Origin of the sequence: Mobiluncus curtisii subsp. curtisii ATCC 35241, assembly GCF_000146285.1 — a bacterium.
In the GTDB taxonomy this organism is placed as follows: domain Bacteria; phylum Actinomycetota; class Actinomycetes; order Actinomycetales; family Actinomycetaceae; genus Mobiluncus; species Mobiluncus curtisii.
Genome location: NZ_GL385912.1, coordinates 33,218 through 56,931, shown reverse-complemented (window position 1 = coordinate 56,931; position 23,714 = coordinate 33,218). Strand labels below are relative to the sequence as shown.

Genomic DNA, 23,714 nt, shown 5'->3' with positions numbered 1-23,714 from the left:
CACCGAGCGCAGGGATAGCCAGCGCGGAGGTCGTCAGCGCACGGGAAGGAGTTGCACGTAAGTAGCGCGAGGGGAGACTTCTGGCGAACGCAGAAGGGATTTGTGGAACCGTTTGACGGCAAGTTTCGCGGCATCTAGGTCGTCGGGGGTGCGGACTGTAACGACCAGTCCCCCTGCCGGACCGGCCGCGATGGTCTCGATTTTGACGCCTGTATGGGCTGACAGTGAATAGAGCAGTGTCGCAAGTTCGGCATCTTCCCAGGCGGGGAGCCAGTTGTCGCCGCTGGCTAGGGCATTCAACGCGGGTGGTCCCAGCATGATGCTCGGAGCATAGGCGTGAATCCACTCCGGATTTTTCGCCAGCGGCTTGGTCTGAGTAGCGCTACCTAGTATTACCGGGGCATCCAGCCATATAAATCCTTCAGTAGCCAGCGCTGCCAAGGCGATTCGTGCGGGATTGACCAGCAACGGTCGGTCTTCCGGGTTCGTTAGCTCCGCGAAACGCGTGGCGCTGGAATACACCGGCAAGGCCGACCCGTAGGGGGCATAAACACCCGCAAAGGTCGGTGATTCACAGCTTCCGGAGACCGCCACGGGCGCCTCCACAATGAGACGCTCCGTTTGCAGCGCTGAAAACAGTTCAGCCTGCGCTGCCCCCACGTCTTTGACCGCGGCAAGTTCCAGGGCGCGCTGGGTTCCGGGCAGCAAATCACCACAATCCGACGCAAAGGGATTGCTCGCCAGGTGTTTCATGTATGCTGCCGCGCTTTCAAACAGAACCTCACTGCGTCAGTCCGCCAGGTTCGCCAAGGCTTCAGCAACCGTGAAACGTCGCTCATAGATGGCTTTACCAACGATGACCCCCTCCAAGTTGGGGTGTTTGACAGCCAAATCCCGCAGGGTCTGCAGGTCGCGCAGAGCACACACTCCCCCGCTCGCCACGACTTTTGCCGGGCTGGATTGACACACGAGAGCCAGCAGCTCCAGGTTCGGTCCAGTCAAAGTGCCGTCTTTCGACACGTCCGTCACCACGTAACGGGCGCACCCCAAAGCGTCCAAATCCCGCACAATCTGGTCCAGCAGTGGTCCTTCACTGACCCAGCCGCGACCATACACCCGTTCGCCGCGCACGTCTAAACCGATTGCGATGCGCTGCCCAAACCGCTCAATGACCGTGGCGCACCACTCGGGATTTTCGATTGCAGCAGTACCCAGGTTTACCCGCGCCGCTCCCGCATCGAGCATGCGGCACAGCGAGTCATCGTCACGTAATCCCCCACTGACCTCAATATTCAAGCCCGGATAGGTTTTCACCAGCGACTCCACCAGGTCGGCGTTGGAGCCCCGCCCGAAAGCGGCATCCAGGTCGACTAGGTGCAGCCACTGCGCTCCGGCAGCGAGGAACTCCGCCGCGACTTGTGCGGGCTCGCCGTAAACTTTTTCGGTTCCGGCTTTACCCTCGGTCAGCCGGGTCGCTTTTCCGTCAACCAAGTCAATTGCTGGTAACAGCACTAATTGTGTCATTGAGCGTCCTTTCCAGGGTCGATTCACGACCCGCCACCACTAGAGCATCTCTAACCAGTTTGCGAACACGCGCGCCCCGGCTGGTCCGGACTTTTCCGGGTGGAATTGAGTGGCGCACAAGGCTCGGTTTTCCACTGCTGCCACGAAGTCGGCTCCGTAATGCGCCCAAGACACCAGCGGAGGGCGGAACAGTCGCCGCGATTCCTCGTCTGTCCCTAAGGCTGCGGCGGGGTCGCTGGGGCAAGCATAAGAGTGCACAAAATAGAACCTCTGCCCGTCAAGCCCCGCCAACAGCTGCGACTGCGCCGGGACGTGCACTTTTGACCAGCCCATATGTGGTAAACGCGCTGCGGGCAGAGCCGTCACCATTCCGGGCCATTCGCCCAAGCCTTCAGTCACTTCCCCGTTTTCGTCGCCGCTTTCAAACATGACCTGCAACCCGACGCAGATGCCCAGTACCGGGCGACCTCCGGCGAGACGACGCTCAATCATCTGGGGAGCACGAGAGGCCTGCAGGGACCGCATCACCGCCGCGAATGCCCCCACTCCAGGAACCACCAAACCGTCTGCGTGGGCAACTTCCATCGGGTCAGCCGAGAGAGACACCCGTGCCCCTGCCCGCTCCAGGGCGTGCGCAACGGAAAGAACATTGCCATATCCGTGATCCAGCACGACGACTTGGGGAGCAATCATGAGGCGTCCCCCCGCCCTGCTGCGTCCGTGTCCCCCATCGCGTCATCGTGAGAATCTGTCTGTCCACGTTGGCGCCGGCGTTCTTCACGAGAGTTTTTAATGCCTCTGCCCAACATCCGCAAAGCTTTCCAGCGGGGAATATCGACGGTATCTACCGCCCCGTCCACCTCCGCCGGATTAACCCGACCCAGCACTAATTCCTCAATCACGATTGGCATTTGTGCAATAACCAGCCCCGCCGGCAAATCTGACTCAAAAGCCTGATTGACCCAACGACCCGCCAAAACCTGACCGGTCACGCCGGGCTCTTGTTCGGTACCGGGAGCCAACAGCGCAGACAACACCACCACGGGCATCCGAATAATCTCCGTCAGCGTGGACGCGACTGTGTCCAAGTCTGAGTCGAGTTCATTTAGACTTTCGACCAGCAGCGCCATGCCCCACTGTTCCTCGGTCAGCTCCAGGTTTTGTACCACCATCGCTCCGGCTTCTGTGGGCACCACAACCGCAGAGATACCGCTCAAAGCGCACAGTGCCCCCAAGGCTTCCGCCGAAGCCACCGGGGTCAGAAAACATGCAGTAGCTTGCCGATTCACCAGCGGAGGCTCTGATTCCTCGGGTAAATCCAGCTGTTCGTCCTGACTGGAAACCGCGGACTCCGGTTCAAAGTCAACATCTCCCAATTTTGCGATGAGGTCAGCAAACTCAGCATCATAGGCTTGCTGATCGGCGGAATCCTGCCTGTTGTCCTCAGGTTTTCGGGGTTCTTGCGGTTCACTCATCACTAGCCTTCCCTGATGTTACAGAGTTCCTTTGGTGGAGGGGACACCTACCACTCGCGGATCATATTCCACTGCGACCTTTAACGCCCGTGCCAAAGCCTTAAATTGGGCCTCTACGATATGGTGCGGGTCCCGTCCCGCCAGCAGGCGCAAATGCAGGCATATCCCGGCATTTAGCGCCAGAGATTCAAACACGTGATAGGTCAGCGAACCTGTAAAGTGTCCGCCAATCAGGTGATACTGCTGACCTTCCGGTTCTCCTTCGCAGACGACGTAAGGGCGTCCCGCCAAATCCACCACCGCGTGAGCCAGAGCTTCGTCCAAGGGCACGCAAGCGTCACCGAAACGGCGGATACCCGCCTTGTCCCCCAACGCTTCACGCAAAGCCTGCCCCAAAACAATAGCCGTATCTTCCACTGTGTGATGGACATCAATATCAGTGTCCCCGGAAGCTTCAATGTCCAAATCAATCAGGGAATGACGTGCCAAAGCGGTGAGCATATGGTCATAAAACGGCACCGTCGTGTGAATGTTGGCTTGACCGGTACCGTCCAGGTTCACCCGCACCTTTACCCGTGATTCCGACGTTGCCCGCGTGATCTCCGCCACCCTGGGGGTCCGAGTTTCGTTCATTGCAATATCTCCTTCAGGGCGGAAAGAAACGCCTCAGTTTCCTCCTCAGTGCCCACGCTGGCTCGCAGCCAGCCATCGGGTCCGACTACGCGAATCAACACGCCACGGTCAAGTAAATCTTGCCAGACTTTTTGACGATTGCCGAACTTTCCAAAGAAAACAAAGTTCGTATCCGATTCTGCCACGGTCAAACCCATTCCTCGCAGAGTTTGCACCATCCAGTCGCGAGTGTGGCGCATCTTTGCCACCTGGGCTTGCAACAAATCTGCCCGAGACAGCGCTGCCAGAGCTGCCGCTTGGGTCAGAGCCGACAGATGATAGGGCAATCGCACCAGCATGAGCTGGGAAATAATCTGCGGATGAGCCGCCAGGTATCCCAGTCGCAAACCAGCCATCGCGAAAGCCTTAGACATGGTCCTGGACACTACCAGGTGCGGGTGCGCCGCCAACAGTTCCAGAGCGGAAGGCACCCCGTCGCGGCGAAACTCCCCGTAGGCTTCGTCAATGACCACCAGGGTCGCGCTCCCCTGCGGTCCACTGGTACGGGTAAAGTTCAAGATTTCAGCCACGTCCGCGGAGCTCAGGTGAGTACCCGTAGGATTGTTGGGAGAAGCCAGCACCAGCAACGCCGGGTGTGCGTGGTCTACGGTTTGCTTCAACGCGACCACGTCCACGGAAAAGTCCTCCCGCCGCGGCACGTCCAGCAGCTCGGTCAGGGTGTTGCGAGCATATTCGGGATACATCGAGTACGTGGGTGAGGACGACAGCGCCGGATGTCCCGGTCCTCCAAAAGCGCTAAACAAATGATGCATGACCTCGTTAGAACCATTGGCAGCCCATATCCACTCGGGAGCCACTCGCACCGCGGATTCCCGCTCCAAATAATCGCTCAAAGCAAGGCGTAGTTCCGGAAAATCCCGGTCGGGATAACGGTTTAAGTTGCCTGCTACCTCCCGCACCGCCGTGGTTATCGCCTCTATCACCGGAGCTGGCACCGGATAGGGGTTTTCGTTCACATTGATAGCCACCGGCACCTGCAACTGGGGCGCCCCGTAGGGTTCTAGCCCGACCAGGTCCGTCCGCACGGGCAGTTGAATCGAGCACTCAGTCATGGCACGGGCATCTGAGGCACTCATTTACTTGCCTTCCCGACGTGCCAGCAGGGACGCTCCGTGACCTTCCAGGTCCTCGGCATGACTGAATACCACCAGGCGGTCGGTCAGCGCATCCGCAGCTTGCTGGGTGTATTCAATCTGTTGCACGGATTTTAAGAATGCCATCACGTTCAGTCCCGAAGCGTGGGAGGCCGTGCCTCCGGTGGGCAAGACGTGGTTGGAGCCTGCTAGGTAGTCCCCCAGGGGCACCGGGGTGTAGTCACCGACAAAGATTGCCCCCGCATTGTGAATTTTTGCTGCCACCTCACGAGCATCAGCGGTTTGAATCTCTAGGTGTTCAGCGCCGTACGCGTTTGCCACGGCAATGGATTGTTCAATATCCCGAGTGAGGATAGCGCCCGATTGCGGTCCGGATAGGGCAGTGACGATGCGTTCGTGGTGGTCGCGTTGGGGAATTTGGCGTTCCAGTTCGGCGCGCACCTGGGTCACAAGTTCGGTCGAGTCGGTAATCAGGACCGAGGCGGCTGCGGGGTCGTGTTCGGCTTGGCTGATTAAATCTGCAGCAACAAATTTCGGAGTGGCGCTGCTATCCGCGATGATGGCAATCTCGGTGGTACCGGCTTCGGCGTCGATACCGCAGACGCTGGATACCACACGTTTCGCCGCCGCGACATAGATATTGCCCGGACCGGTAACGACGTCCACAGGCTCCACCAGAACCTGACCGTCATCTGCGTTCTCTCCCCTCGCACCGTAGGCAAATGCACCAATCGCGCCTGCCCCGCCCATGGCATAGACTTCACGCACTCCTAATAAGGCGCAGGTCGCCAGCACGGTCGGGTGTACCGAGCCGTCGAAAGCCCGCTGTGCCGGGGAGGCCAGAGCAATCTGGTCCACCCCCGCCACTTGTGCTGCCACCACATTCATGATGACCGAGCTGGGATAGACTGCCAGCCCGCCCGGAACGTACAGTCCCACGCGCCGCACCGGAATCCAGCGTTGCGTAACGGTGCCGCCGGGAATAATCTCGGTGACGACCGGGTGGGGCAACTGTGCCTCGTGACCTTTGCGGTTATTGGCAATGGAAGTTTCAATCGCTTCGCGCAGCGCCGGATCCAGTTCCTGCAAGGCGCGGTCAATTTGAGTCTCTGGAACTCGTAACAGGCGCGGGCGGACCCGGTCGAACTGCTCGGCTTGGTCTCGCAAGGCTTTGGCGCCTTCCCGACGCACCGCTTCAATCAGGGGCGTTACCGCCGCCACAGCCTGCTCTACGTCGAGGGCTGCCCGTGGAAGGCGCTCGCGCAGCACTGCAGCATCAACGTCTTCTTTTGAAAAATCCAATAAGTTAAACACACTATTCATCTTAACCGCTAACTGACTAGGGTCGAAAACCCCGCCAGCCCAGCTCACGAAGCCCACCCATCTGCCTGATGAAAAGCGACCACAGGGATTAACCGGAAACCCGTTAGGAAAGCTCGTCTAGCTGCCGGTATCGAACAAAGTTGCCTCCGGGCACTCCGGAGACGCATCTGCCGCGACCGCATCAAGTTCAGCCAGTTCAGCTGCCGCGTTGGATTCCAAGGGGTTAGTTCCCGGTGTGATAATCGAGTCATATCCCAGCATGGCACGCAGCTCGCCCAGGAAGTCCGGACCGGCGTTAACCCGGCGTTCGGGTCCCAAATCCAAAACTTGGAGTTCCCCTTCCTCCAGGATATGTAAACGTACCGGAGCCTGACCGGGAAAACGTTCCAGCAGAGCCCCAAAGGCACGCATGTTTTCTTTCGTGCAGCGCTCGGCAGGAAGCAATAACTCAACCTCATCCAAGTGATCCAGATGGAGCGACATCTTGGGTACGCTCAGGTCACTGGCATAAATCGAGACAGATTCATCCTCGCGGCGCAGCCGTCCGCCGACCACCACGATATTATCCTGGACCAGGTCACCGGCAATGTTTTCATAGGTTTTCGCAAAGAACAACACTTCCACGGAACCGGTCATGTCTTCGATTTTGGCAATCGCCCATTGCTGTCCAGACCGTTTGGAAATTTTAACATTTACCGCGGTCACCAGACCGGCAATCTTAACCGGGGAATCGTTGCCTTTCCCCTCGTCCGAAGTCAGATCAACAATCCGGTCTTCAGCCAAGCCTTCCAACACCCGATTCATGCCTGACAGCGGATGATCCGAGACATACATGCCCAACATTTCACGTTCAAAAGCGAGCAGTTCGTTTTTGGGCCACTCAGAAATATCCGGAATATCGATACTGGCTGAACCTAACAGATTGTCCGGGGACTCTGTCCCCTCCATCTCGAGGGCAGCGAACAGGTCGAACTGCCCGTTGGACTCTTGCCGTTTCGTGGACACCACAGCTTCCACTGCCTGCTCATGAATCGCGGTGAGAGCGCTGCGCGGCGCCCCGAAAGCATCAAAAGCTCCAGCCTTAATCAGTGAACCGATGGTGCGCTTATTGCAGACTTCCGCCGGAACCTTTTTCAGGAAATCGGAAAAGGACGTGTAGGCACCTTTTTCTTGGCGTGCTTTGATGATTTCTGCCACCACGTTTTCACCAACGTTACGGATTGAGGCCAGTCCGAAACGAATGTCATTTCCATCAGGTGCAAAAACCCCGTAAGACTGGTTCACATCGGGAGGCAAGACCTTGATTCCCATGCGGCGCACCTCGTTCAGGTACATCCCCAGTTTGTCTTTATCCGTCTGGGTGGTCAGCACCGCCGCCATATACTCGGTCGGGAAGTTTGCCTTTAGATAGGCGGTCCAGTATGCAATCAGCCCGTATGCCGCGGAGTGGGATTTGTTAAATGCGTAGTCGGCGAAGGGCACCAGGATTCCCCACAGGGTTTCACAACAATCCTCGGAATAACCGTGCTCAATCATTCCATCGTGGAACTTCACGTATTGCTTGTCCAGGACGTCTTTTTTCTTTTTCCCCATGGCTTTACGCAAAATATCAGCCTGCCCCAGGGTGAACCCGGCGACCTTTTGGGCGATAGCCATGACCTGTTCTTGGTAGATAATCAGACCGTACGTATAGCCAAGGATATCCTTGAGGGGTTCTTCCAGCTCACTATGAATTGGCTCAATCTTTTGCAGTCCGTTTTTCCGAAATGCATAGTTCGTGTGGGAATTCGCGCCCATCGGTCCGGGTCGATACAGTGCCACCAGAGCGGAAATATCATCGAACTCGGTGGGTCGCAGCTGCTTCAGCAGGGTGCGCATTCCCCCACCATCGAGCTGGAACACGCCCAGGGTCTCTCCGGTGGACAACAGTTCATAAGTCGCCTTGTCATCGACGTCCAAGCGTTCCAAATCGGGAGGAGTCTTGCCGTTAATCTTGATGTTGTCCAGGGCGTCGGAAATAATGGTGAGGTTCTTTAGTCCCAGGAAGTCCATCTTAAGCAGACCGAGGTGCTCACAAGTCGGGTAGTCGAACTGGGTAATCATGGCTCCGTCTTGCGGGCGTTTCATCATGGGAATGACGTCAGTCAAGGTTTCTCGAGACATGATGACCGCGCAGGCGTGTACCCCCCACTGGCGAACCATGCCTTCCACCCCGGCTGCCAGGTCGAAAATTTGGCGATTAAAGGGATCCTCCGCCACGACTTTGCGGAACTCTTCGGCTTCTTTGTAACGCGGATGTTGCGGGTTATACATGCCTGACAGGGGAATATCCTTGCCCATGACCGCCGGTGGCATTGCCTTGGTGAGTTTCTCCCCTTTTGAGAAATCCGCGCCCGAAATCCGCGCCGCGTCTTTAAGTGCTTGTTTCGATTTAATCGTGCCGTAGGTCACGACCTGGGACACTTTGTCCTTGCCGTATTTACGGGTCACGTAGTCGATTACGTCCTGACGACGGCGGTCGTCAAAGTCCACGTCGATATCCGGCATGGACACCCGCTCGGGATTGAGGAAACGTTCAAACAACAGCCCGTGCTTGATGGGATCCAGGTCCGTGATGCGCATCGCATAGGCAACCATGGAACCTGCGCCGGAGCCACGCCCCGGTCCGACTCTAATCCCGTTGTCTTTGGCCCACTGAATGTAGTCTGAAACAATCAGGAAGTACGACGGGAATCCCATCTGCACAATAATCTCGACTTCGTAGTCGGCACGTTTCCTGACTTCTTCAGAAATGCCATTTGGGAAACGATACTGTAAACCGCGTTCGACTTCCTTGATAAACCAGGACACTTCATCTTCCCCGGCAGGTACCGGGAACACCGGCATGAAGGTGCCCTCTTTCACGTCTGGAAATTCGACATTGCACTGTTCCGCAATCAACAGGGTGTTATCTAGGGCTTCGGGGATTTCCGCAAACAGCTCATGCATTTCCTCGCTGGGGCGCAGATAATAATCCGTACCGTCAAAGCGGAACCGATCCGGGTTAGACAGACGATCCCCGGAGTTGATGCACAGCATGGCATCCTGAATCTCCCGGTCTTCCTTATAAACATAGTGTGAGTCGTTGGTTGCGATGATGGGTGCGTTGATTTCTCGAGCTAAGCGCAGCAGGTCTTTCCGCACACGGTTTTCGATGGACAACCCGTGATCCATCAGTTCCACATAGAAATAGTCTTTGCCAAAAATATCTTGCAGTTCCCCGGCGGCACGCACGGCTTCCTGATACTGCCCCAAACGCAGCCGCGTCTGGACCTCTCCAGAGGGACATCCTGCTGTGCCGATGAGTCCCTCGTGATAGCGCTCCAACAGTTCCCGGTCAGCCCGCGGCCATTTCCCCATCTGACCGTCCAGGGAGGCATAAGAACCGAGCCGAAACAGGTTGTGCATCCCCTCAGTCGTGTGGGACAGCAGTGTCATATGCGTGTAGGCGCCACGAGCGGACACGTCATCACCGGCCTTTTGCTGTTCCAAAGTCCCCCACTGCACCCGCGTGGTGTCAAAACGCGAAGTTCCCGGCGTGACATAAGCTTCCAAACCAATAATGGGTTTGATTCCGGCGTTACGGCATTCTTGATAAAACTCAAAAGCCCCGAATAGGTAACCGTGGTCGGTAATCGCCACGGCTTTCTGCTGGTTTTCTACCGCTTTAGCAACCAGCCGCTTAATCTTTGCTGCCCCATCCAAAATCGAGTAATCAGTGTGGACGTGAAGGTGGACGAATTCGGAACTAGGCATGGATTAATCTTAGTCGATTTTGCACGCCGAACCTGAAAGGTCCCAGTCTCTCCGGTGAGGATGTGGCTCGCAGATTCCAGTTTGATTATTGGCGCAAAAGCTCTACAGCAGTCGCTAAATCAGCTGGTAACGGAGCCTGCACTGCGACTTCTAGCCCGGTTCGCGGATGCTTAAACGCCAGCCTACTGGCGTGCAGCCATTGCCGCTCCAGACCCAGCCGGGCGGCTGTCTTCCGATCCGCCCCGTATTCCGTGTCTCCCACCAAGGGATGTCCGATAGCCGCGAGATGCACGCGAATCTGGTGGGTTCTCCCCGTCTCCAGCTGGACTTTCAACAGGGTTGCGCCCGGAAGCTCCTCGATGATGTCATAGTGCGTTACCGCGGGCTTTCCCCCGGAGACTACCGCCATCTTAAACTCGCGCCCCGGCGCCCGCCCAATAGGAGCATCAATGGTTCCTACCGGGGGTTTCACCTTTCCCGTGGCGAGGGCGGTATAAATTTTTTCGACCCGGTGATAGCGAAACTCGTTTTTCAGTTTGCCGTAGGCGAGTTCTGATTTAGCGACGACCATCGCTCCCGAGGTTCCCGCGTCCAGACGATGCACGATTCCTTCACGTTCCACTGGACCGGAGGTCGACACCCGAATCCCCGCAGCTCTAAGCGCACCGACTACTGTGGGACCCTCCCAACCGGGACCGGTATGGGCGGCGACCCCGGCTGGCTTGTCCACCACCACCAAATCATCATCGGCATATAAAATTCCCAAATTATCCACGCGGGTGGCTTCGGGAACGTAGCCAGTAGGCTCGGGAATATCGATTTCCAGCAGATTGCCGGCAGCGAGTTGATCGGATTTTTTGAGAGTTTCCCCGTCTTGTATGACCGCTCCGGATTCTAACAAGGCTCCTGTTTTTGCTCGTGACAGCCCCAGCAGCCGCGACAGACCAACGTCAGCCCGCAACCCCGCCAACCCTTCTGGAACGGGCAACAGGCGACTCACAAGGCGTCCTTTGCTTCGTCTAAGAAAATGTAAACACCGTGCTTGCCCTGGACGGATTTTCCGCTTTCAAGGGCCGCTGCGACGTCTGCACGCCGCAACCACACCACACCCAGCGGCATGCCTCGCAACATCAATACGAACACCACTGCAACCCCGACAACCACGAAGATGTCGGCCACATTACCTACAAACCACCCAAAGTAGTCAATAAAGTCAATGACCGCACCGGTTCCCCACGGGTTGCCGCGCCCCCGATCCACGATATTGCTCAACCCACCACCGGCAATGACCGCTAAAACGCCAGCCCAGATACTATTGGGGGTCATCAACGCCAGCACGAGTAAAACGAGAGTCAAAAGGCAACTCAACACCGTGACAACTATTGTGGCCGAATCGAGCAACGACAATGCTGCCCCGGAATTGTGCGTCACGTGCAAGGTAACCCAAGAGCCAAGCAAGGGCAATGCAGTTCCGTCGTAGGGCAGCAAGTTAACCGCCAGAGCCTTCGTGACTTGGTCAACCGCACCAATAATCAATCCGATAAAAATGACCAGCAGCCAACGTGAGACCCGGAAAGGGTGCCACGTTGACTGCGGGGCAAGTTTGATTGCGAGCGCCAATTTAGTTGGTCGGGGCAGAGTTCGCCAAGTCCGAAAGAATACCTTCCAGGAAAGAACTCATCTTGGAGCGGTATTCGGATTCGAAAGTCTTGAGCTCTTCAATCTTGCGCTCCAACATGCCACGCTCCTGCTCCAACTGAGTCAGTACCCGGGTATGTTCTTGCTCCGCCTCGGCAACGATGCGATCAGCTTCGACGCGGGCATCGGCAATAATCTCTTCGCCCTTCTTTTGACCGTCTTGCACGTATTCGTCGTGCAGGCGCTGCGCCATATCCAGCATGGAGACAGCAGAAGTCGACTCGGGAACCTCGCCCGTAGCCGGAGCGGGTTCTGCCACCGGGGCAGGTTCCGGAACAGCCGGTTCGGAAACTGTTTCCGCCACCGGCGCCACGCCGTTGCTCAGTTCAGCAATCTTGCGGTTTGCTTCATCCAGCTCAACCCGGAGCGAGTCACGCTCTTTAGTCAGGGTATCGAGGGTATTCACCACCTCGTCCAAGAAATCGTCCACTTCATCTTGGTCATAGCCTTCGCGGAATTTCGTGGGCTGAAACTTCTTGTTGACGATGTCATCTGTGGTGAGCAACGCCATATTCGTCACCTCGTCCGTGTCAGGGGGCTTGCGCCCCGATTTCCAAAACCTCTTGGGCATTCGCACGTTTTGTACAAAAGACATTGTTACACATTTTTTGTTACTTGTGTGAATACTGAGGTTTAAAACTTACTCCGAAAAGGGGGAAATTTGCTAATTCCGCGGACCGTCAAAAGCCAAAACGTGGCAACTAAACCATAAAAACAATACTGACTGCCACCCTCTGCACCACGAACAGCAATATGAAAAGCACCATAAATCCCATGTCAAGAGCCAATCCGCCAATGCGTAGCGGGGGGATTAAGCGCCCAAAGAAGCGTACCGGCGGATCCGTCAGGGCATAAATCAAGTTAGCTAACACCAAAATAATTCCCCGGGGACGCCAGTCTCTGGCCAGAATCTGTACCCAGTCCAGAACTACCCGCAAAATCAGTATAAAAACATAAACATTTATCACGTAATAAATGACCAGACCCAGCAATTGCACCATACTCACAGCACACATCCTACCTGAGAGTCGCAGACCGAACAGATTGAGGTTCCCCCGCCACGGGGACGCGACGGGGGAACCTCAGGATGGAAGGAGACTGGTGGTCACAAAGTTTGCAACAGAGAAGTCGAGGATTTTGGTGTGTCCTCGATAGTTTTAAGGTTCTGGGGAGAAAGCAAGAACACTCGGGTGCCAACTTCCTCGAAAGAACCGCGCAGACCATAAGTCAGACCGGATGCAAAATCAACCATACGCTGCGCTTCCTTGACCGAAAGATAAGCAAGATTGAGGATGACTGGAACGTTATCGCGCAGGTAATCGCCAATCTCTTTGGCATCGGAATACGTCGTGGGCTTGGCGGTCTTAATCCGGTCAATAGTGACGACTGGAGCCTCCACCGGAGCTTCCGGCGCAGCTTCAGATTCTGTAGAACCGGGGAATTCGTGCAGCTCGCCCAAAGGAGTCTCGTCTTCGATAAATTCCTCGTCTTCGTAATCATCGACGTCGGGTTCCCGCAAACCGACTTTCTCTAAAACGTTACGCAACGCCAGCCCCATATTTTCTCCCCTAGGTCTCGATTGTATTTTTAGACAACTGGAACGAGGTTACGCGATAACCGGTGTTTATTGGGGAATTTTTACGGAGTGTCGCCAATCGAAGCGAGAAAATGCAAAAACCGCCCCGTCGCTGACTGGTAGTCAACGACGGGAACGGCTTTTATTGGGAGATAGGAAAAAGTTTTCAGCCGCGCCAGTATTACCGCCTGCGCACGGCAGATTTATTTCAAGAAGTCCGGTATGTCGAGCTCATCGTCTCCCGCAATATCATCGAATACGTGTTCCAGGCGCAGTGCCGGAGCCCGCTGTTCACGCGAGGAGTCCACATAGTCCGGCACACTTGCCGCATCGGGAGATACCGGACGAATCCCGGAGGTGACAGCCAGAGGCTCGTGTTTCGCGTCAGGAATTCCGTTCAAACTGGTGAGTTTAATATCGGGTTTGTGTTGCTCTGCTTTGGGACGCAAGCTGCCCACCGCTTCGGTTCCCGCAGGGAATTTCGGCGCTTTCAGCTCCGGGACTTTCGCTGCCGGCTCATGGCGATGCTGTGCCAGCCGGGCTTCTATTCCGTCAAGAATTTCTTCTTTCTCTGCAGCGGGCTCAGCCGGCGCCGGGGCGGCAACAGGTGCCGGGGCGGGTTGCGGGGCTGCGGGAGTTTCTGCACTAGGCTGGGGCGCGGGACGAGGCTCACTCGGTTCACTATTCCGAGTTGGCACCGCCGGCTTAGCACTCGGTACAGCCGGGGCGGGACGCGCTGCGGTGCGGGAAACAGCAGAAGTCTGGACGACCCGCGCAGAAGCTGCAGCCGCGTCCTTACTTCCAAACCCCGCGGCGATAACCGTCACTTTAATCTCATCGGCAAATTCTTCGTTCGGGGCGTAGCCGATAATGACGTTAGCGTCCTGATCGGCGAGTTCACGAACCATCTCGGCAGCATCGTTCATTTCTTGCATACCCATGTCTGTTCCGCCTTGGAAGAAAATAAGTACGCGGTCAGCGCCGTCCATAGAGCTTTCTAACAGCGGTGAAGAGATTGCCATATCAACCGAAACGCGTGCGCGGTCCGGACCGGTAGCCGTCCCGATGCCCATCAGAGCGGTCTTGGCGTCTTTCAAGGTGGTGGTTACATCGGCAAAGTCAACGTTGATAGTGCCCGGGATAGTGATGATTTCGGTAATGCCTTGCACGGACGATTGCAAGACCTGGTCAGCGGCACGGAAAGCCTCCAAAACCGAGAGGTTCTCCTCCGTGGATTCCAACAGACGCTGGTTCGGAATCACGATGAGGGCATCGACTTGTTCGCGCAGTGCCTCGATGCCTCGATCAGCTTGCTGTTCCCGACGACGCCCCTCAAACTGGAAAGGTCGGGTGACCACACCAATGGTCAAAGCCCCGAGCTCGCGAGCGATACCTGCCACAATCGGTGCCGCCCCTGTACCGGTGCCACCGCCTTCTCCAGCGGTGACAAAAACCATGTTAGAGTCGCGCAGCACCTCACGAATATCGTCCTCGTGAGCAGTTGCGGCAGCTTTGCCAACTTCCGGATCAGCTCCCGCGCCCAATCCGCGTGTGGACTCTCTGCCAATCTCAAGTTTGACGTCCGCGTCTGACATGAGCAGTGCCTGTGCGTCGGTGTTAATCGCGATGAACTCCACGCCACGCAGATTTGATTCAATCATTCGGTTCACCGCGTTGACACCGCCACCCCCGACGCCTACGACACGGATGACTGCCAGTGGTGCTGGTTCCATAATGGTTTCCCCTTCCAACCTTAACCTTGAACTTAAGGGTTAAAGTAACGCCGCCTTTTTGACGCCAGAAATTTAGTGAGTGTTATGCGATTAACCGGGATGCGCTTCGGCGTGTTTTGGAATTACACAAATTTCCGTCACGGTTTAATTCCCGGCGACCGCACTGTTAGACTGCAAAAGACAAAAACAACTTTTTCACTATCTAAAGGAAAAACAATGGTCTTCAAAAAAATTGTCAGCGTAGCAGCGGGTTTAGCCCTGGCTTTTTCTTTAGCTGGTTGCGGCGGTGCGGCAAGTAACAATGCCGGTAACGCGGGTGACAATGTGGCGAAAAGCGCCGGCGACAAGTTTGTGGTCGGCTTCGACGCAAACTTTCCCCCTTACGGTTACAAAGACGAAAAAACCGGGGAATATACCGGTTTTGACATGGATTTAGCGACCGAAGTAGCGAAGCGCAACCACTGGACCCTAGAAAAGAAACCTATCGACTGGGATTCCAAAGATATGCAGCTCTCATCAGGTTCAGTGGACTGCTTGTGGAACGGTTTCACCATGAACGGCCGCGAGGACAAATACACTTGGTCAAAGCCTTATGTGGATAACTCCATCGTCTTTGTAACGCGCAGCGCCGACAACCTGAAAGACGCTGCAGACCTGGCAGGCAAGACCGTCATTGTGCAAGCTGATTCATCCGGTTTAGCAGCCCTCGAGGACGAATCGAACAAGGAATTGCTCGCTTCGTTTAAGACCCTCAACAAAGTTCCCGACTACAACAACGCATTCATGAGTTTGGAAGCGGGAGCTGCCGATGCGGTAGTCGTGGACCTTGGAGTCGCCAACTACCAACTGGAGACACGACAAAAGGGCATGTACACCATTATGGAAAAACCGGTGCAAACCGAACAGTACGGCATAGGCTTCAAACTCGGCAATAAAGCCTTGCGTGACCAGGTACAAACCACCCTGGACCAGATGAAAGCAGACGGCAAGTTCATGGAACTCGCCCAGAAATACGGCTTAGAAAAAGCCGTTATCAACAAGTAAACGTATGCAAAAGTGAGTTTGTGGTGCCGCGATTTCCTAGGTACCGTAACCAACGGCACCGCAAACTCCTCGGCTTGAGAATGCAATATGAACGAGTGGACTTTCCTTCCTGAACTGACCCTGGGCTTTGGTCGCACCGTGATTCTGTTCGCGCTGACCCTGATACTTTCCCTTCCCTTGGGATTGCTGGTGTATGCCGGACGCGTGGTTCCGTTTAAACCCCTGAACTGGATAGTGCAGTTCTATATCTCGATTATGCGCGGCACTCCCCTGATGCTGCAGCTCATGGTCGTGTATTTCGGACCGTATTACCTGTTCAAAGTGCCTATCAGTGCGTCATACAACTTCTGGGCAGCCATCATCGCTTTTTCCGTCAACTACGCAGCCTATTTTGCCGAAATCTATCGTGGCGGTTTCCAAGCTATCCCCCAGGGGCAAACTGAAGCGGCGTTTGTACTGGGGTACTCCCAGCAGCGCACTTTCTACACCATCAAGCTGCCCCAAATGTTTCGCACGGTACTGCCTTCAATCACCAACGAAGTCATCACCCTGGTCAAGGACACTTCCCTGGCCCAAGTCATTTCTTTCCTGGAAATGTTTTCCATTGCCAGGGAATATGCCTCCACCACCGCCTCGATGGCACCTTTCGTCGCTGCCGGGATTTTCTATTACGTCTTTAACATGGTGGTGGCTGTGACCATGAACAAGTTGGAAAAACGCGTCAGCAAATACCAAATCTGAGATGTCACCAGCAAAGCAGGAAAAAATGAGCACCGCACTATCCATCAAAGACATGCACAAGAGCTTCGGCAACCTGGAAGTCCTGAAGGGGGTCTGCATACAGGTCGAGCAGGGTGAGGTCCTGGCGATTCTGGGTCCTTCCGGTTCGGGCAAGTCCACCTTACTGCGTTGCGCCACGTTCCTGGATCGCATGGATTCCGGAAGCATCGCGTACTTCGGAGAAACCGCCCTGAGCATGAAAAATGGTGAAAAAACCTCGAGTGGCGACGAGAAACGGTTCCGGCATGATTACGGGCTGGTGTTCCAGAACTTCAACCTGTTCCCCCACTGGAATGTCATGCGCAACCTCACCGATGCCCCGATTAAAGTGCAGCATCGCAATCCGACCGAGGTTCGCGCCGAAGCCCACCAGCTCTTGGAACGTATGAACTTGGGAGATAAAGGCAATGCTTACCCCTCTGAGCTGAGCGGAGGTCAAAAGCAGCGCGTGGCCATCGCTCGGGCGCTCGCATTGAAGCCGCGGATGCTGTATTTTGACGAACCAACTTCCGCGCTAGATCCTGAGCTCACCGGCGAAATCTTGGCTATTATCCGCTCTCTGGCTGACGAACGAATGACTATGGTCATCGTCACTCACGAGATGGAGTTCGCCGCCCAAGTTGCGGACCGTGCCGTTTTCATGGACGGCGGCACCGTGTTGGAAGAGGGTCCCGCGGAACAGCTCATTCACCACCCTACTCAGGAACGGACTCGCCAATTCCTGCACAAGCTGCAGGGCGAGCAGCCACGGTAACGGTGCCTTCGCCGAGACCGCAGAAGGCTAGGCAGACTGGGATTCCGGGGAGGATCCAGCAGTCGATGATTCCGCGGCACTGGCAGAATCATGAGACATCTGCATCCGCGCTAAAGATGTCAGCATCCGAATCTCGGGACCCAGACGTCGCACGGAGGGGAAGTTCGTCTGTTCCAGCCCTCCCAGCAGTAGCAAAGCGTCAAATCCCTGGTTGCATTCCAAGAGAGCCCGCGCCCGCAACAGCCGCGCCATAAACCGCGCGTCTCCTTCGGTTCCCTGCAGTAACAAACCGTCGGGAAGCAGGTGAGAATCCAGCAACCCCAAAGACGATGACACCTCAACATTGCCGTTACGCTCGTCATACCGGGCTGCCAGTGTGGCAGCTGCCTGCCCCAGCAAATCGCGAGCCTGTGCCACAGTTGGATGCACCAGGGCAGGAATCTCGTGGAAACGCGAAGTCGAAGCCAACGACACCTTCAGGGAATACCTCCCATATCCAGCCCAATCCAACGCTTCTAAAGCCCCGACGAGGGCACGCATCCCGACCAATAAATCCCACGGGTCGTGAGCCTGACGAATCAACCCCAGGTGCCGCTCCAGTAACAGGAGCAGGCGTGACCACATCCCTGCCACCGCTAGAAATTGAAAGTGTTCGCACAGCTCGGAAAGCCGGGAGTTCTCACGATCATATTCATAAGCCACCAAGTGCGCTTCCCAGGCAACCTGCCAAGCATCAGCGGCGACCAGCCCCGGTAGCATCACCCGCAGCAACCGCGCCTTTTGCGGAGCCGGAATCTCGTGAGTCAACATCCGCCACGACACCTGCAAGGCCTGGTCGGGATGATGCTCCCAAGCCAGTGCCACCTGCGAAATATCTATCGCGCGCCCCAGAGCCGGATGATCCGCGGGAGTAATCCGGTCGATAGCACGATCCAAAAAATACCGTTCCTCAGCAGGGTTCCCCAAGGCTTCCCGCATCCGATGACGCAGGTAATCCCCGGCAGCCGGCGAGGGACCAAGGCTAGCTTGGAAAGCCTGCAAGCCAGCCAATAAATGATTCAGCAGGGACAGGGGGACATCAGGGTGTGTACAGGCACTCTCGATGACCTCGGGATAGAAGCGAGAGAGTTGCTCCAACTGACGCGAATCATACAGTTCCGGGCGATGCAACAGGCGGGTCAGCGTTGAAGAAAATGCTTCCAAAGCCTTGCCGGGATTCCGACCTTCCAGATAGCAGCCAATCAGCTCAATTTCAGCCCCTGCCAACAAATCGTCATATCCAGCGTCACGAGCTGCACTCACCACGTCTAAAGTCGCTTTTGTACGTGGCAGTCCGGGAGGAATCGAGGCAGCATTCATCAATTGCGTGGACAACACCGCCGCGCTGTGAGGGGCAGAATCATCAGATGCGGAGTCAAAAGAGTAAGCATCATCGGAAAACGTTATGCTCAACAGACTCCCCCTTACCTATCCCGGTTAAAATCACCATACCGGGGCGCGCTGTCCTAGCACGTGTGACACACCGGGAAACCGGACGAGGAACCTTGTGAATATGTAAGAATGGGTGCTAATGAGCATTTTTGAGTCCGACGGCTTCGTCCCCGGAGTGGATCCAGAAATTCTGACCATGCAGATTGGCGATGATCTGGAAACTGCTTTGCGTGAACCATTGAGTACAGATCGCCTGCATCGCCTGGAAGAACTGGCGACTCTGGCTCAAAAACACGGTCTGGACGAAGTGGAAGCCACCATCCGCCTGGAAGTCGTGTGGGATGCCCTCGAATCCGGCGACTCCGAATCCGCCTTGGCGACCCTGTCGTGGGTGCTACAGCAGGTCGCGCACGGGCAAATGGTCCCGAACGAAGCTCAAACCCAGGTCATCGCCCAACAGCTGCTGCAAATTCCTACCTTGGCAGCCCGACACCCCGGCGTAAGCGCGAAACTCCTCGAACACTTGACCTACTGGATGGAATACTTCACGACTGAAGCGGGTATTTCCTTGCGTTCCCGCTGGATTACCCGACACCAGGTGGAGTTGGGACGGGGACATCGCGAAGCCGCTCGCGAAGCTCTCGATATTATTTCTGCTTTGGAAGAACTGCCACGGGAAGTTCGCGACGAGGCGGACTGTCCCCTGCACCATTATCGTTCCCGCATCGCTTGGGCAGTCAACGCTTCGGAATTTCCCCAAGCGCTCTCCCTCTATCGCGATGCTTTGGAGCGGTGCGCTGCCGCTGACTGGCAGTGCATTCAACCGGATGACATCAATCCCCTCCTGATGCTGCCACTGTCTTGGGCAGGCGAAGGTGATGCGGCGTGGCGCGCTCACGAACGTTCTTACCGTCACCAAACCGAAACTTCCCAATACCTCGGCGACATCGCTTCTCACCTGCGTTTTTGCGCGGCGACGTGGAACATTCCCGAAGGCTTGGAACTGCTGGAAACCCATGCGCAATGGTTCGCTAATCCTGAGGACCCTTGGGATTTACTGGTGGCGACCCGCTCCGCGGCAGCTTTCCTCTCCCGCGCGGTGGGGGCTTTTATTGGGACGGGCACAAAAGTGCCGCCCCTCGGATTTGCTATCAACGGGTCGAATCGTTGGCTCTCCTTCGAGAGTCTCAGTCCGGCGGATACTTTAGCGCTGGCACAAGCCCGGTTGGAATCGGTAGCCATGAAACTTGCGTTGGCTTTTGACTTCCGTAACGCTAACAACACCATGTCCACAAGGGTCACCCAGAGTCTGCACGAAGCTCCCCTGTGTTCTTTCGCTGCGGTGAAAGACCTTTTGCGAGTCCGTTTTGGCGTAAAGAATCTGCTTGCCGAACAGGGGTTGAGCGAAAACAGTCCAGAATGGGTGCTGCCAGAGCTAGACGATCCGTCTTGGGCGCATCAACCTGTTCCAGAGTTTCATTTGTTGGACTTTCAACAGGCCTCTGCCGTCGAGAAACAGCTGCGAGCCTTTGAGGAGTCGATTGATTTTTCAGCGCTGCCAGCTGCGATTTCTGCCGATAAAGAACGCTTGGTGCTGGGGACAAACCGGGTGGCTTTCTTGGCCGCGGCCGGCAAGTGGAACGAGGTTATAGATACGGGTGAACTGCTGCTGGAAATCGGTGAACGAGTGGACGATCACCGTCAGTCGCTGCGTTTGGCGTGCTACCTGGTGCAGGCTTATTGGCAGTTGGACGATTTGAGTGTGGCGCGTAACTGGCTGGTGCGGGCTGACGAGTTTATAGATGCTACTATTTCGGGCAAACCTCGCGCGCTCTTGGACGATTTGTCCCTGTTGGCGGGATAAACTTTCTTCATGCAACGTTTCGCCTTACCTCCTGTTCCGGATTCTCTGGATGAGCTGTGTGAAGCGTATACGGATGCGACCGGATCTTATGCGTGGCGGCTCGCGGACCGGATGCTGCAGGCTTTTCCGAACGCTCCTCTGAGCGCGGTGGCGCCTCGCCACGCTATCTCGTTCCTGCGACTGCGGGCAACCATTTTAGATGCTTTGGGGGATGTCAGTGCCTGTCGGGCTATCTTTAAGTTCGCGGCTACCCAAGCCGCAGGGGCGGGCGACATAGTGTCCCAAGCGGCCGCTCTGGCGCAGCTGCACGTGGATCGATCTTTCCGTCTCGATGATGACACCGAGCACGGCTCACCTTTTGTGGGAGATATTCGTAAGGATTTGCGAGACATCGTGAATCTGCTTTTGGATAATCCCGCAGCTATGGCACAAAATCCGGATTTGTCCACGGCAACCCTCGCCCATCTGGTGCACGGTTTTGCTCTCATTGGAGCCAATGCTGATGGCCGGGAGACCCTGGATCAAGCTCGGGTTATCTGTCCCGAAAAAGAATCTCTCAAAGCCAGTTTGGACCTGGCTGATGCCGTGCTGCTGGCTTGCTGCGGGCAGATTGATGAGGCTTTGGAATTCGGGGAACTTATATTAGGGCGCGATTCCGAAGACCCACTGGCGTTACAAGTCGAGGTGCGCGAGTTCTTAGGGACCTGGTATCGAGCCATAGGCCGTCACGTAGATGCCGCCAATCACCTCCGGATTGTGACCGACCTGTGCCGCGACTATGACCTGCCCTACATGGCTGTGATTGCGGCAATGGAACAGATTTCTTCCCTGGTGGAACTGAACAAAACGGAAATCGTGGTTGATTTAGCGTCCTGGGCTCTGGATGTAGCTCACGATCTCGGTATCAATAACGAGGTGGTGAGGACTTTGGACATTGTCTTGGTTCAAAGTTTGGCCAGTTTAGGGCGGCATATTCAGGCGGTTAATTGCGCTGAGATTGCCGGCACGCGAGCTCGGGAACACGGGGACGTAGATACCGCCATTGTGCTGTTTGAAATGGGAGCTAAATCTGCCAGAGCTAGCGGAGATCAAGCTCGTGCCGCTAATCTTTACGGATTCTGCGCGGAACTAGCCGGTGGTGAAATATCGCTGCGAGCCCGCTTCCTACGTAAAGAGTCCGCGGCAATTTTAGAGACCGTAGGTCTGAAACCTCCGCGTCGGGAGCTGCCCGAGGACTCCTGTGCGCCATTCCCGGACGACCCCGCCGCAAGACTGGAAGCGGAAACGCTACAGCACCTAGAGATTACTCCGGATGTTAAATCTATTGAAGCAAGAACTGCACTGTCTCTAGCAAAGGATCTTTTGGAGGAAGCGCTTTCGCTGTTGATGTCCACTCCGGAGGGAGAACGCGAACTCGCTGCGCAGGAACTTGCTAAATGGAATGAACTGCGCACCTGGATGGCGAGTGTCGAGGGTGACGCGGACACTTCGATTGTGCCTAACGAAAGTGCACCACCACCGTCAGACTCGTCCGAGGAGGGAAAAGCGTAATGGCAAATCGGATGGATATTACGCTGCTGCTGCCGGATTTGGCCAGCCAGTACGCCACCTCGTCGCATTCCGTCAGTCTGCGTCTGCTGGCTTATGCCCTGCAGGCTTTCCCTCTTGCTGAACCTTTTGCTCCCAGCCCGAGTCGCAGCGAGACAGAAAATCTGAACATTCTGCGCCTATGGGCAGATATGCTGGTAGCCCGCGGTGAGAACAGCGCGGCAGCCTCCATCTGGAAACAAGTCGCAGTGTGGTGTCATCATCGAGACGATTTGAGGGGGGCTACCTATGCCCTGGCGCAGGCACACGCTCTACTATTGCCTCAGATTCCTCCGGCGGAGGCTTCCGAGACCGCAGCACAGCTGATTAAATTCCTCGCCAGAGTACCTGATTCATTAGAAAAATCTGAATCCTTGGTGCTTTTAGCAAACAGCCTGCTGGAATTGGGGGATTTGCGAGCCGCCCGGATTCTCCGCGGTGAAGCTGCGGTCAGCTCAGCCCGGATTCGTCTGGATTCCGCTCTGTTACAGGTGAAAATCTATCTGGCTCAAGGGCAGCGGGAGCAGGCACTGTTTTTTCTTGACGATTTAGAGGGCAACCCGGGGATTTTTTCTGATCTGCAGGGCGCCCGCATGACCATCGGAATGTTTCGTCTGCAAATGGATCAGGATAGCGGGAACTACGCCGCTGCCCTGAATCGGGTAAAAACGTTATTCCAGCAGGCCAAATCGGAGGGGCTGTTGCTCCAGCAAGCCCTGCTGAGTGCCACTCGAACTGATCTCGATGCCGAAATGCATCTGGATCAAGACGTCATTTCCCACGGTATAGAGACTCTCCGGCTTTTTGACCAGCTGAATCTGGGAGAATCCCGTCGCATCGGCGTCAAAGCAGTGCTGGCTCGTTCGCTGGCGCGGATGGGACGAGCCAAAAAAGGCATTGAATACGCTGAGGAAGTTTCAGCGTGGGCGCAGCGCCACGGGAATCTGGCACTGGAGCAAGAATTTACGGTTATTGCCGCGGATTTGGCAGCACGCGATCTGCAGGGCATCCGCGCCGCTGGGCTCTATGGTTGCGCTGCGGATTTGTACAGCGAACGACCGCTTTTGCGGGCCCGCTACCTGCGAAAATGCGCGGTACAACTGGTTTATTCTGCCGGGTCGGACCGAGAAACCACCATTCATTGGGCGCTCTCGCTGCTGCGCGAAGCCGGGGAGTTACTACACGGCATGGAACGCCACGGCGAAGTCGCTGCGGAACTCTCCGCCTGGGAATTCGACCGTCTGTGGATTCGCACCCGAAAATAATCAGACGCACACTTTTGGGGTGGTTTTCCGTCCTGAGAGTCCTCTGCCAGACGGATTTTGTAAATTGCGATCTCACGT

The 23,714-nt window shown here is 56.0% G+C and carries 21 protein-coding genes; 6 read left to right on the top strand and 15 right to left on the bottom strand.

Translation table 11 applies throughout. The features are described 5' to 3' along the window. Positions 1 to 33 precede the first annotated feature (33 nt). The 14 genes from HMPREF0574_RS00275 to ftsZ form a co-directional block, all read right to left on the bottom strand. On the bottom strand, positions 34 to 753 hold the full coding sequence (locus HMPREF0574_RS00275; protein ID WP_004006651.1) for a hypothetical protein: 720 nt from the start codon (positions 751 to 753) through the stop codon (positions 34 to 36). Between the two features lie 36 nt (positions 754 to 789). Next, positions 790 to 1,524, bottom strand: a complete 735-nt coding sequence (locus HMPREF0574_RS00270) for a HisA/HisF-related TIM barrel protein (protein WP_004006650.1) — start codon at positions 1,522 to 1,524, stop codon at positions 790 to 792. Positions 1,525 to 1,563: 39 nt separating this feature from the next. Continuing rightward, entirely contained in the window at positions 1,564 to 2,217 is a 654-nt protein-coding gene (gene hisH, locus HMPREF0574_RS00265) for an imidazole glycerol phosphate synthase subunit HisH (protein ID WP_004006649.1), read from the bottom strand. Further along, on the bottom strand, positions 2,214 to 2,999 hold the full coding sequence (locus HMPREF0574_RS00260; protein WP_004006648.1) for a hypothetical protein: 786 nt from the start codon (positions 2,997 to 2,999) through the stop codon (positions 2,214 to 2,216). Before HMPREF0574_RS00260 ends, hisH begins: the two co-directional genes overlap by 4 nt. Positions 3,000 to 3,017: 18 nt before the next feature. After that, complete coding sequence (hisB, locus tag HMPREF0574_RS00255) at positions 3,018 to 3,632, bottom strand: imidazoleglycerol-phosphate dehydratase HisB (protein ID WP_004006647.1); 615 nt, start codon at positions 3,630 to 3,632, stop codon at positions 3,018 to 3,020. Continuing rightward, a complete protein-coding gene (locus HMPREF0574_RS00250; protein ID WP_004006646.1) occupies positions 3,629 to 4,768 on the bottom strand; it encodes a histidinol-phosphate transaminase in 1,140 nt (379 codons plus the stop codon). Before HMPREF0574_RS00250 ends, hisB begins: the two co-directional genes overlap by 4 nt. Beyond that, the gene (hisD, locus tag HMPREF0574_RS00245) at positions 4,769 to 6,100 is read right to left on the bottom strand and encodes a histidinol dehydrogenase (protein WP_036324793.1); all 1,332 of its coding nucleotides are present in this window, start codon (positions 6,098 to 6,100) and stop codon (positions 4,769 to 4,771) included. It abuts the gene before it with no gap. 126 nt (positions 6,101 to 6,226) lie between these two features. Then, positions 6,227 to 9,904, bottom strand: coding sequence for a DNA polymerase III subunit alpha (gene dnaE / locus HMPREF0574_RS00240; RefSeq protein WP_004006644.1), 3,678 nt, complete (start codon positions 9,902 to 9,904; stop codon positions 6,227 to 6,229). Between the two features lie 85 nt (positions 9,905 to 9,989). Further along, on the bottom strand, positions 9,990 to 10,904 hold the full coding sequence (locus tag HMPREF0574_RS00235; RefSeq protein ID WP_004006643.1) for an RluA family pseudouridine synthase: 915 nt from the start codon (positions 10,902 to 10,904) through the stop codon (positions 9,990 to 9,992). Beyond that, positions 10,901 to 11,524, bottom strand: coding sequence for a signal peptidase II (locus tag HMPREF0574_RS00230; protein ID WP_004006642.1), 624 nt, complete (start codon positions 11,522 to 11,524; stop codon positions 10,901 to 10,903). Before HMPREF0574_RS00230 ends, HMPREF0574_RS00235 begins: the two co-directional genes overlap by 4 nt. Position 11,525: 1 nt before the next feature. Beyond that, positions 11,526 to 12,113: a DivIVA domain-containing protein gene (locus HMPREF0574_RS00225; protein ID WP_036325002.1), complete on the bottom strand. Its 588-nt coding sequence runs from the start codon at positions 12,111 to 12,113 to the stop codon at positions 11,526 to 11,528. A gap of 190 nt (positions 12,114 to 12,303) precedes the next feature. Continuing rightward, positions 12,304 to 12,603 (bottom strand): YggT family protein, encoded by a 300-nt coding sequence (locus tag HMPREF0574_RS00220; RefSeq protein ID WP_004006640.1) that lies wholly within the window; start codon positions 12,601 to 12,603, stop codon positions 12,304 to 12,306. A 104-nt stretch (positions 12,604 to 12,707) separates the two neighbouring features. After that, on the bottom strand, positions 12,708 to 13,160 hold the full coding sequence (locus HMPREF0574_RS00215; protein WP_004006639.1) for a cell division protein SepF: 453 nt from the start codon (positions 13,158 to 13,160) through the stop codon (positions 12,708 to 12,710). 221 nt (positions 13,161 to 13,381) lie between these two features. Continuing rightward, positions 13,382 to 14,911: a cell division protein FtsZ gene (gene ftsZ / locus HMPREF0574_RS00210; RefSeq protein WP_004006638.1), complete on the bottom strand. Its 1,530-nt coding sequence runs from the start codon at positions 14,909 to 14,911 to the stop codon at positions 13,382 to 13,384. Between the two features lie 216 nt (positions 14,912 to 15,127). Between ftsZ and HMPREF0574_RS00205 the strand changes: the two genes are divergently transcribed. The 3 genes from HMPREF0574_RS00205 (at position 15,128) to HMPREF0574_RS00195 (ending at position 17,489) form a co-directional block, all read left to right on the top strand. After that, positions 15,128 to 15,955, top strand: coding sequence for an amino acid ABC transporter substrate-binding protein (locus tag HMPREF0574_RS00205; RefSeq protein WP_036324790.1), 828 nt, complete (start codon positions 15,128 to 15,130; stop codon positions 15,953 to 15,955). An 87-nt stretch (positions 15,956 to 16,042) separates the two neighbouring features. Beyond that, positions 16,043 to 16,696: an amino acid ABC transporter permease gene (locus HMPREF0574_RS00200; protein ID WP_004006636.1), complete on the top strand. Its 654-nt coding sequence runs from the start codon at positions 16,043 to 16,045 to the stop codon at positions 16,694 to 16,696. Between the two features lies 1 nt (position 16,697). After that, positions 16,698 to 17,489: an amino acid ABC transporter ATP-binding protein gene (locus HMPREF0574_RS00195; RefSeq protein ID WP_004006635.1), complete on the top strand. Its 792-nt coding sequence runs from the start codon at positions 16,698 to 16,700 to the stop codon at positions 17,487 to 17,489. A 27-nt stretch (positions 17,490 to 17,516) separates the two neighbouring features. On the opposite strand, the gene HMPREF0574_RS00190 is transcribed toward HMPREF0574_RS00195, so the two are convergent. Next, positions 17,517 to 18,941: a hypothetical protein gene (locus tag HMPREF0574_RS00190; protein WP_236585897.1), complete on the bottom strand. Its 1,425-nt coding sequence runs from the start codon at positions 18,939 to 18,941 to the stop codon at positions 17,517 to 17,519. A gap of 118 nt (positions 18,942 to 19,059) precedes the next feature. Here HMPREF0574_RS00190 and HMPREF0574_RS00185 point away from each other — a divergent pair, with 118 nt between their 5' ends. The 3 genes from HMPREF0574_RS00185 to HMPREF0574_RS00175 are packed head-to-tail and all read left to right on the top strand — an operon-like array spanning position 19,060 to position 23,636. Next, positions 19,060 to 20,784: a hypothetical protein gene (locus HMPREF0574_RS00185; RefSeq protein WP_004006633.1), complete on the top strand. Its 1,725-nt coding sequence runs from the start codon at positions 19,060 to 19,062 to the stop codon at positions 20,782 to 20,784. Between the two features lie 9 nt (positions 20,785 to 20,793). Then, positions 20,794 to 22,335: a hypothetical protein gene (locus HMPREF0574_RS00180; protein ID WP_004006632.1), complete on the top strand. Its 1,542-nt coding sequence runs from the start codon at positions 20,794 to 20,796 to the stop codon at positions 22,333 to 22,335. Further along, positions 22,335 to 23,636: a hypothetical protein gene (locus tag HMPREF0574_RS00175; RefSeq protein WP_004006631.1), complete on the top strand. Its 1,302-nt coding sequence runs from the start codon at positions 22,335 to 22,337 to the stop codon at positions 23,634 to 23,636. The genes HMPREF0574_RS00180 and HMPREF0574_RS00175 overlap by 1 nt, the downstream gene beginning before the upstream one ends. Positions 23,637 to 23,714 lie beyond the last annotated feature (78 nt).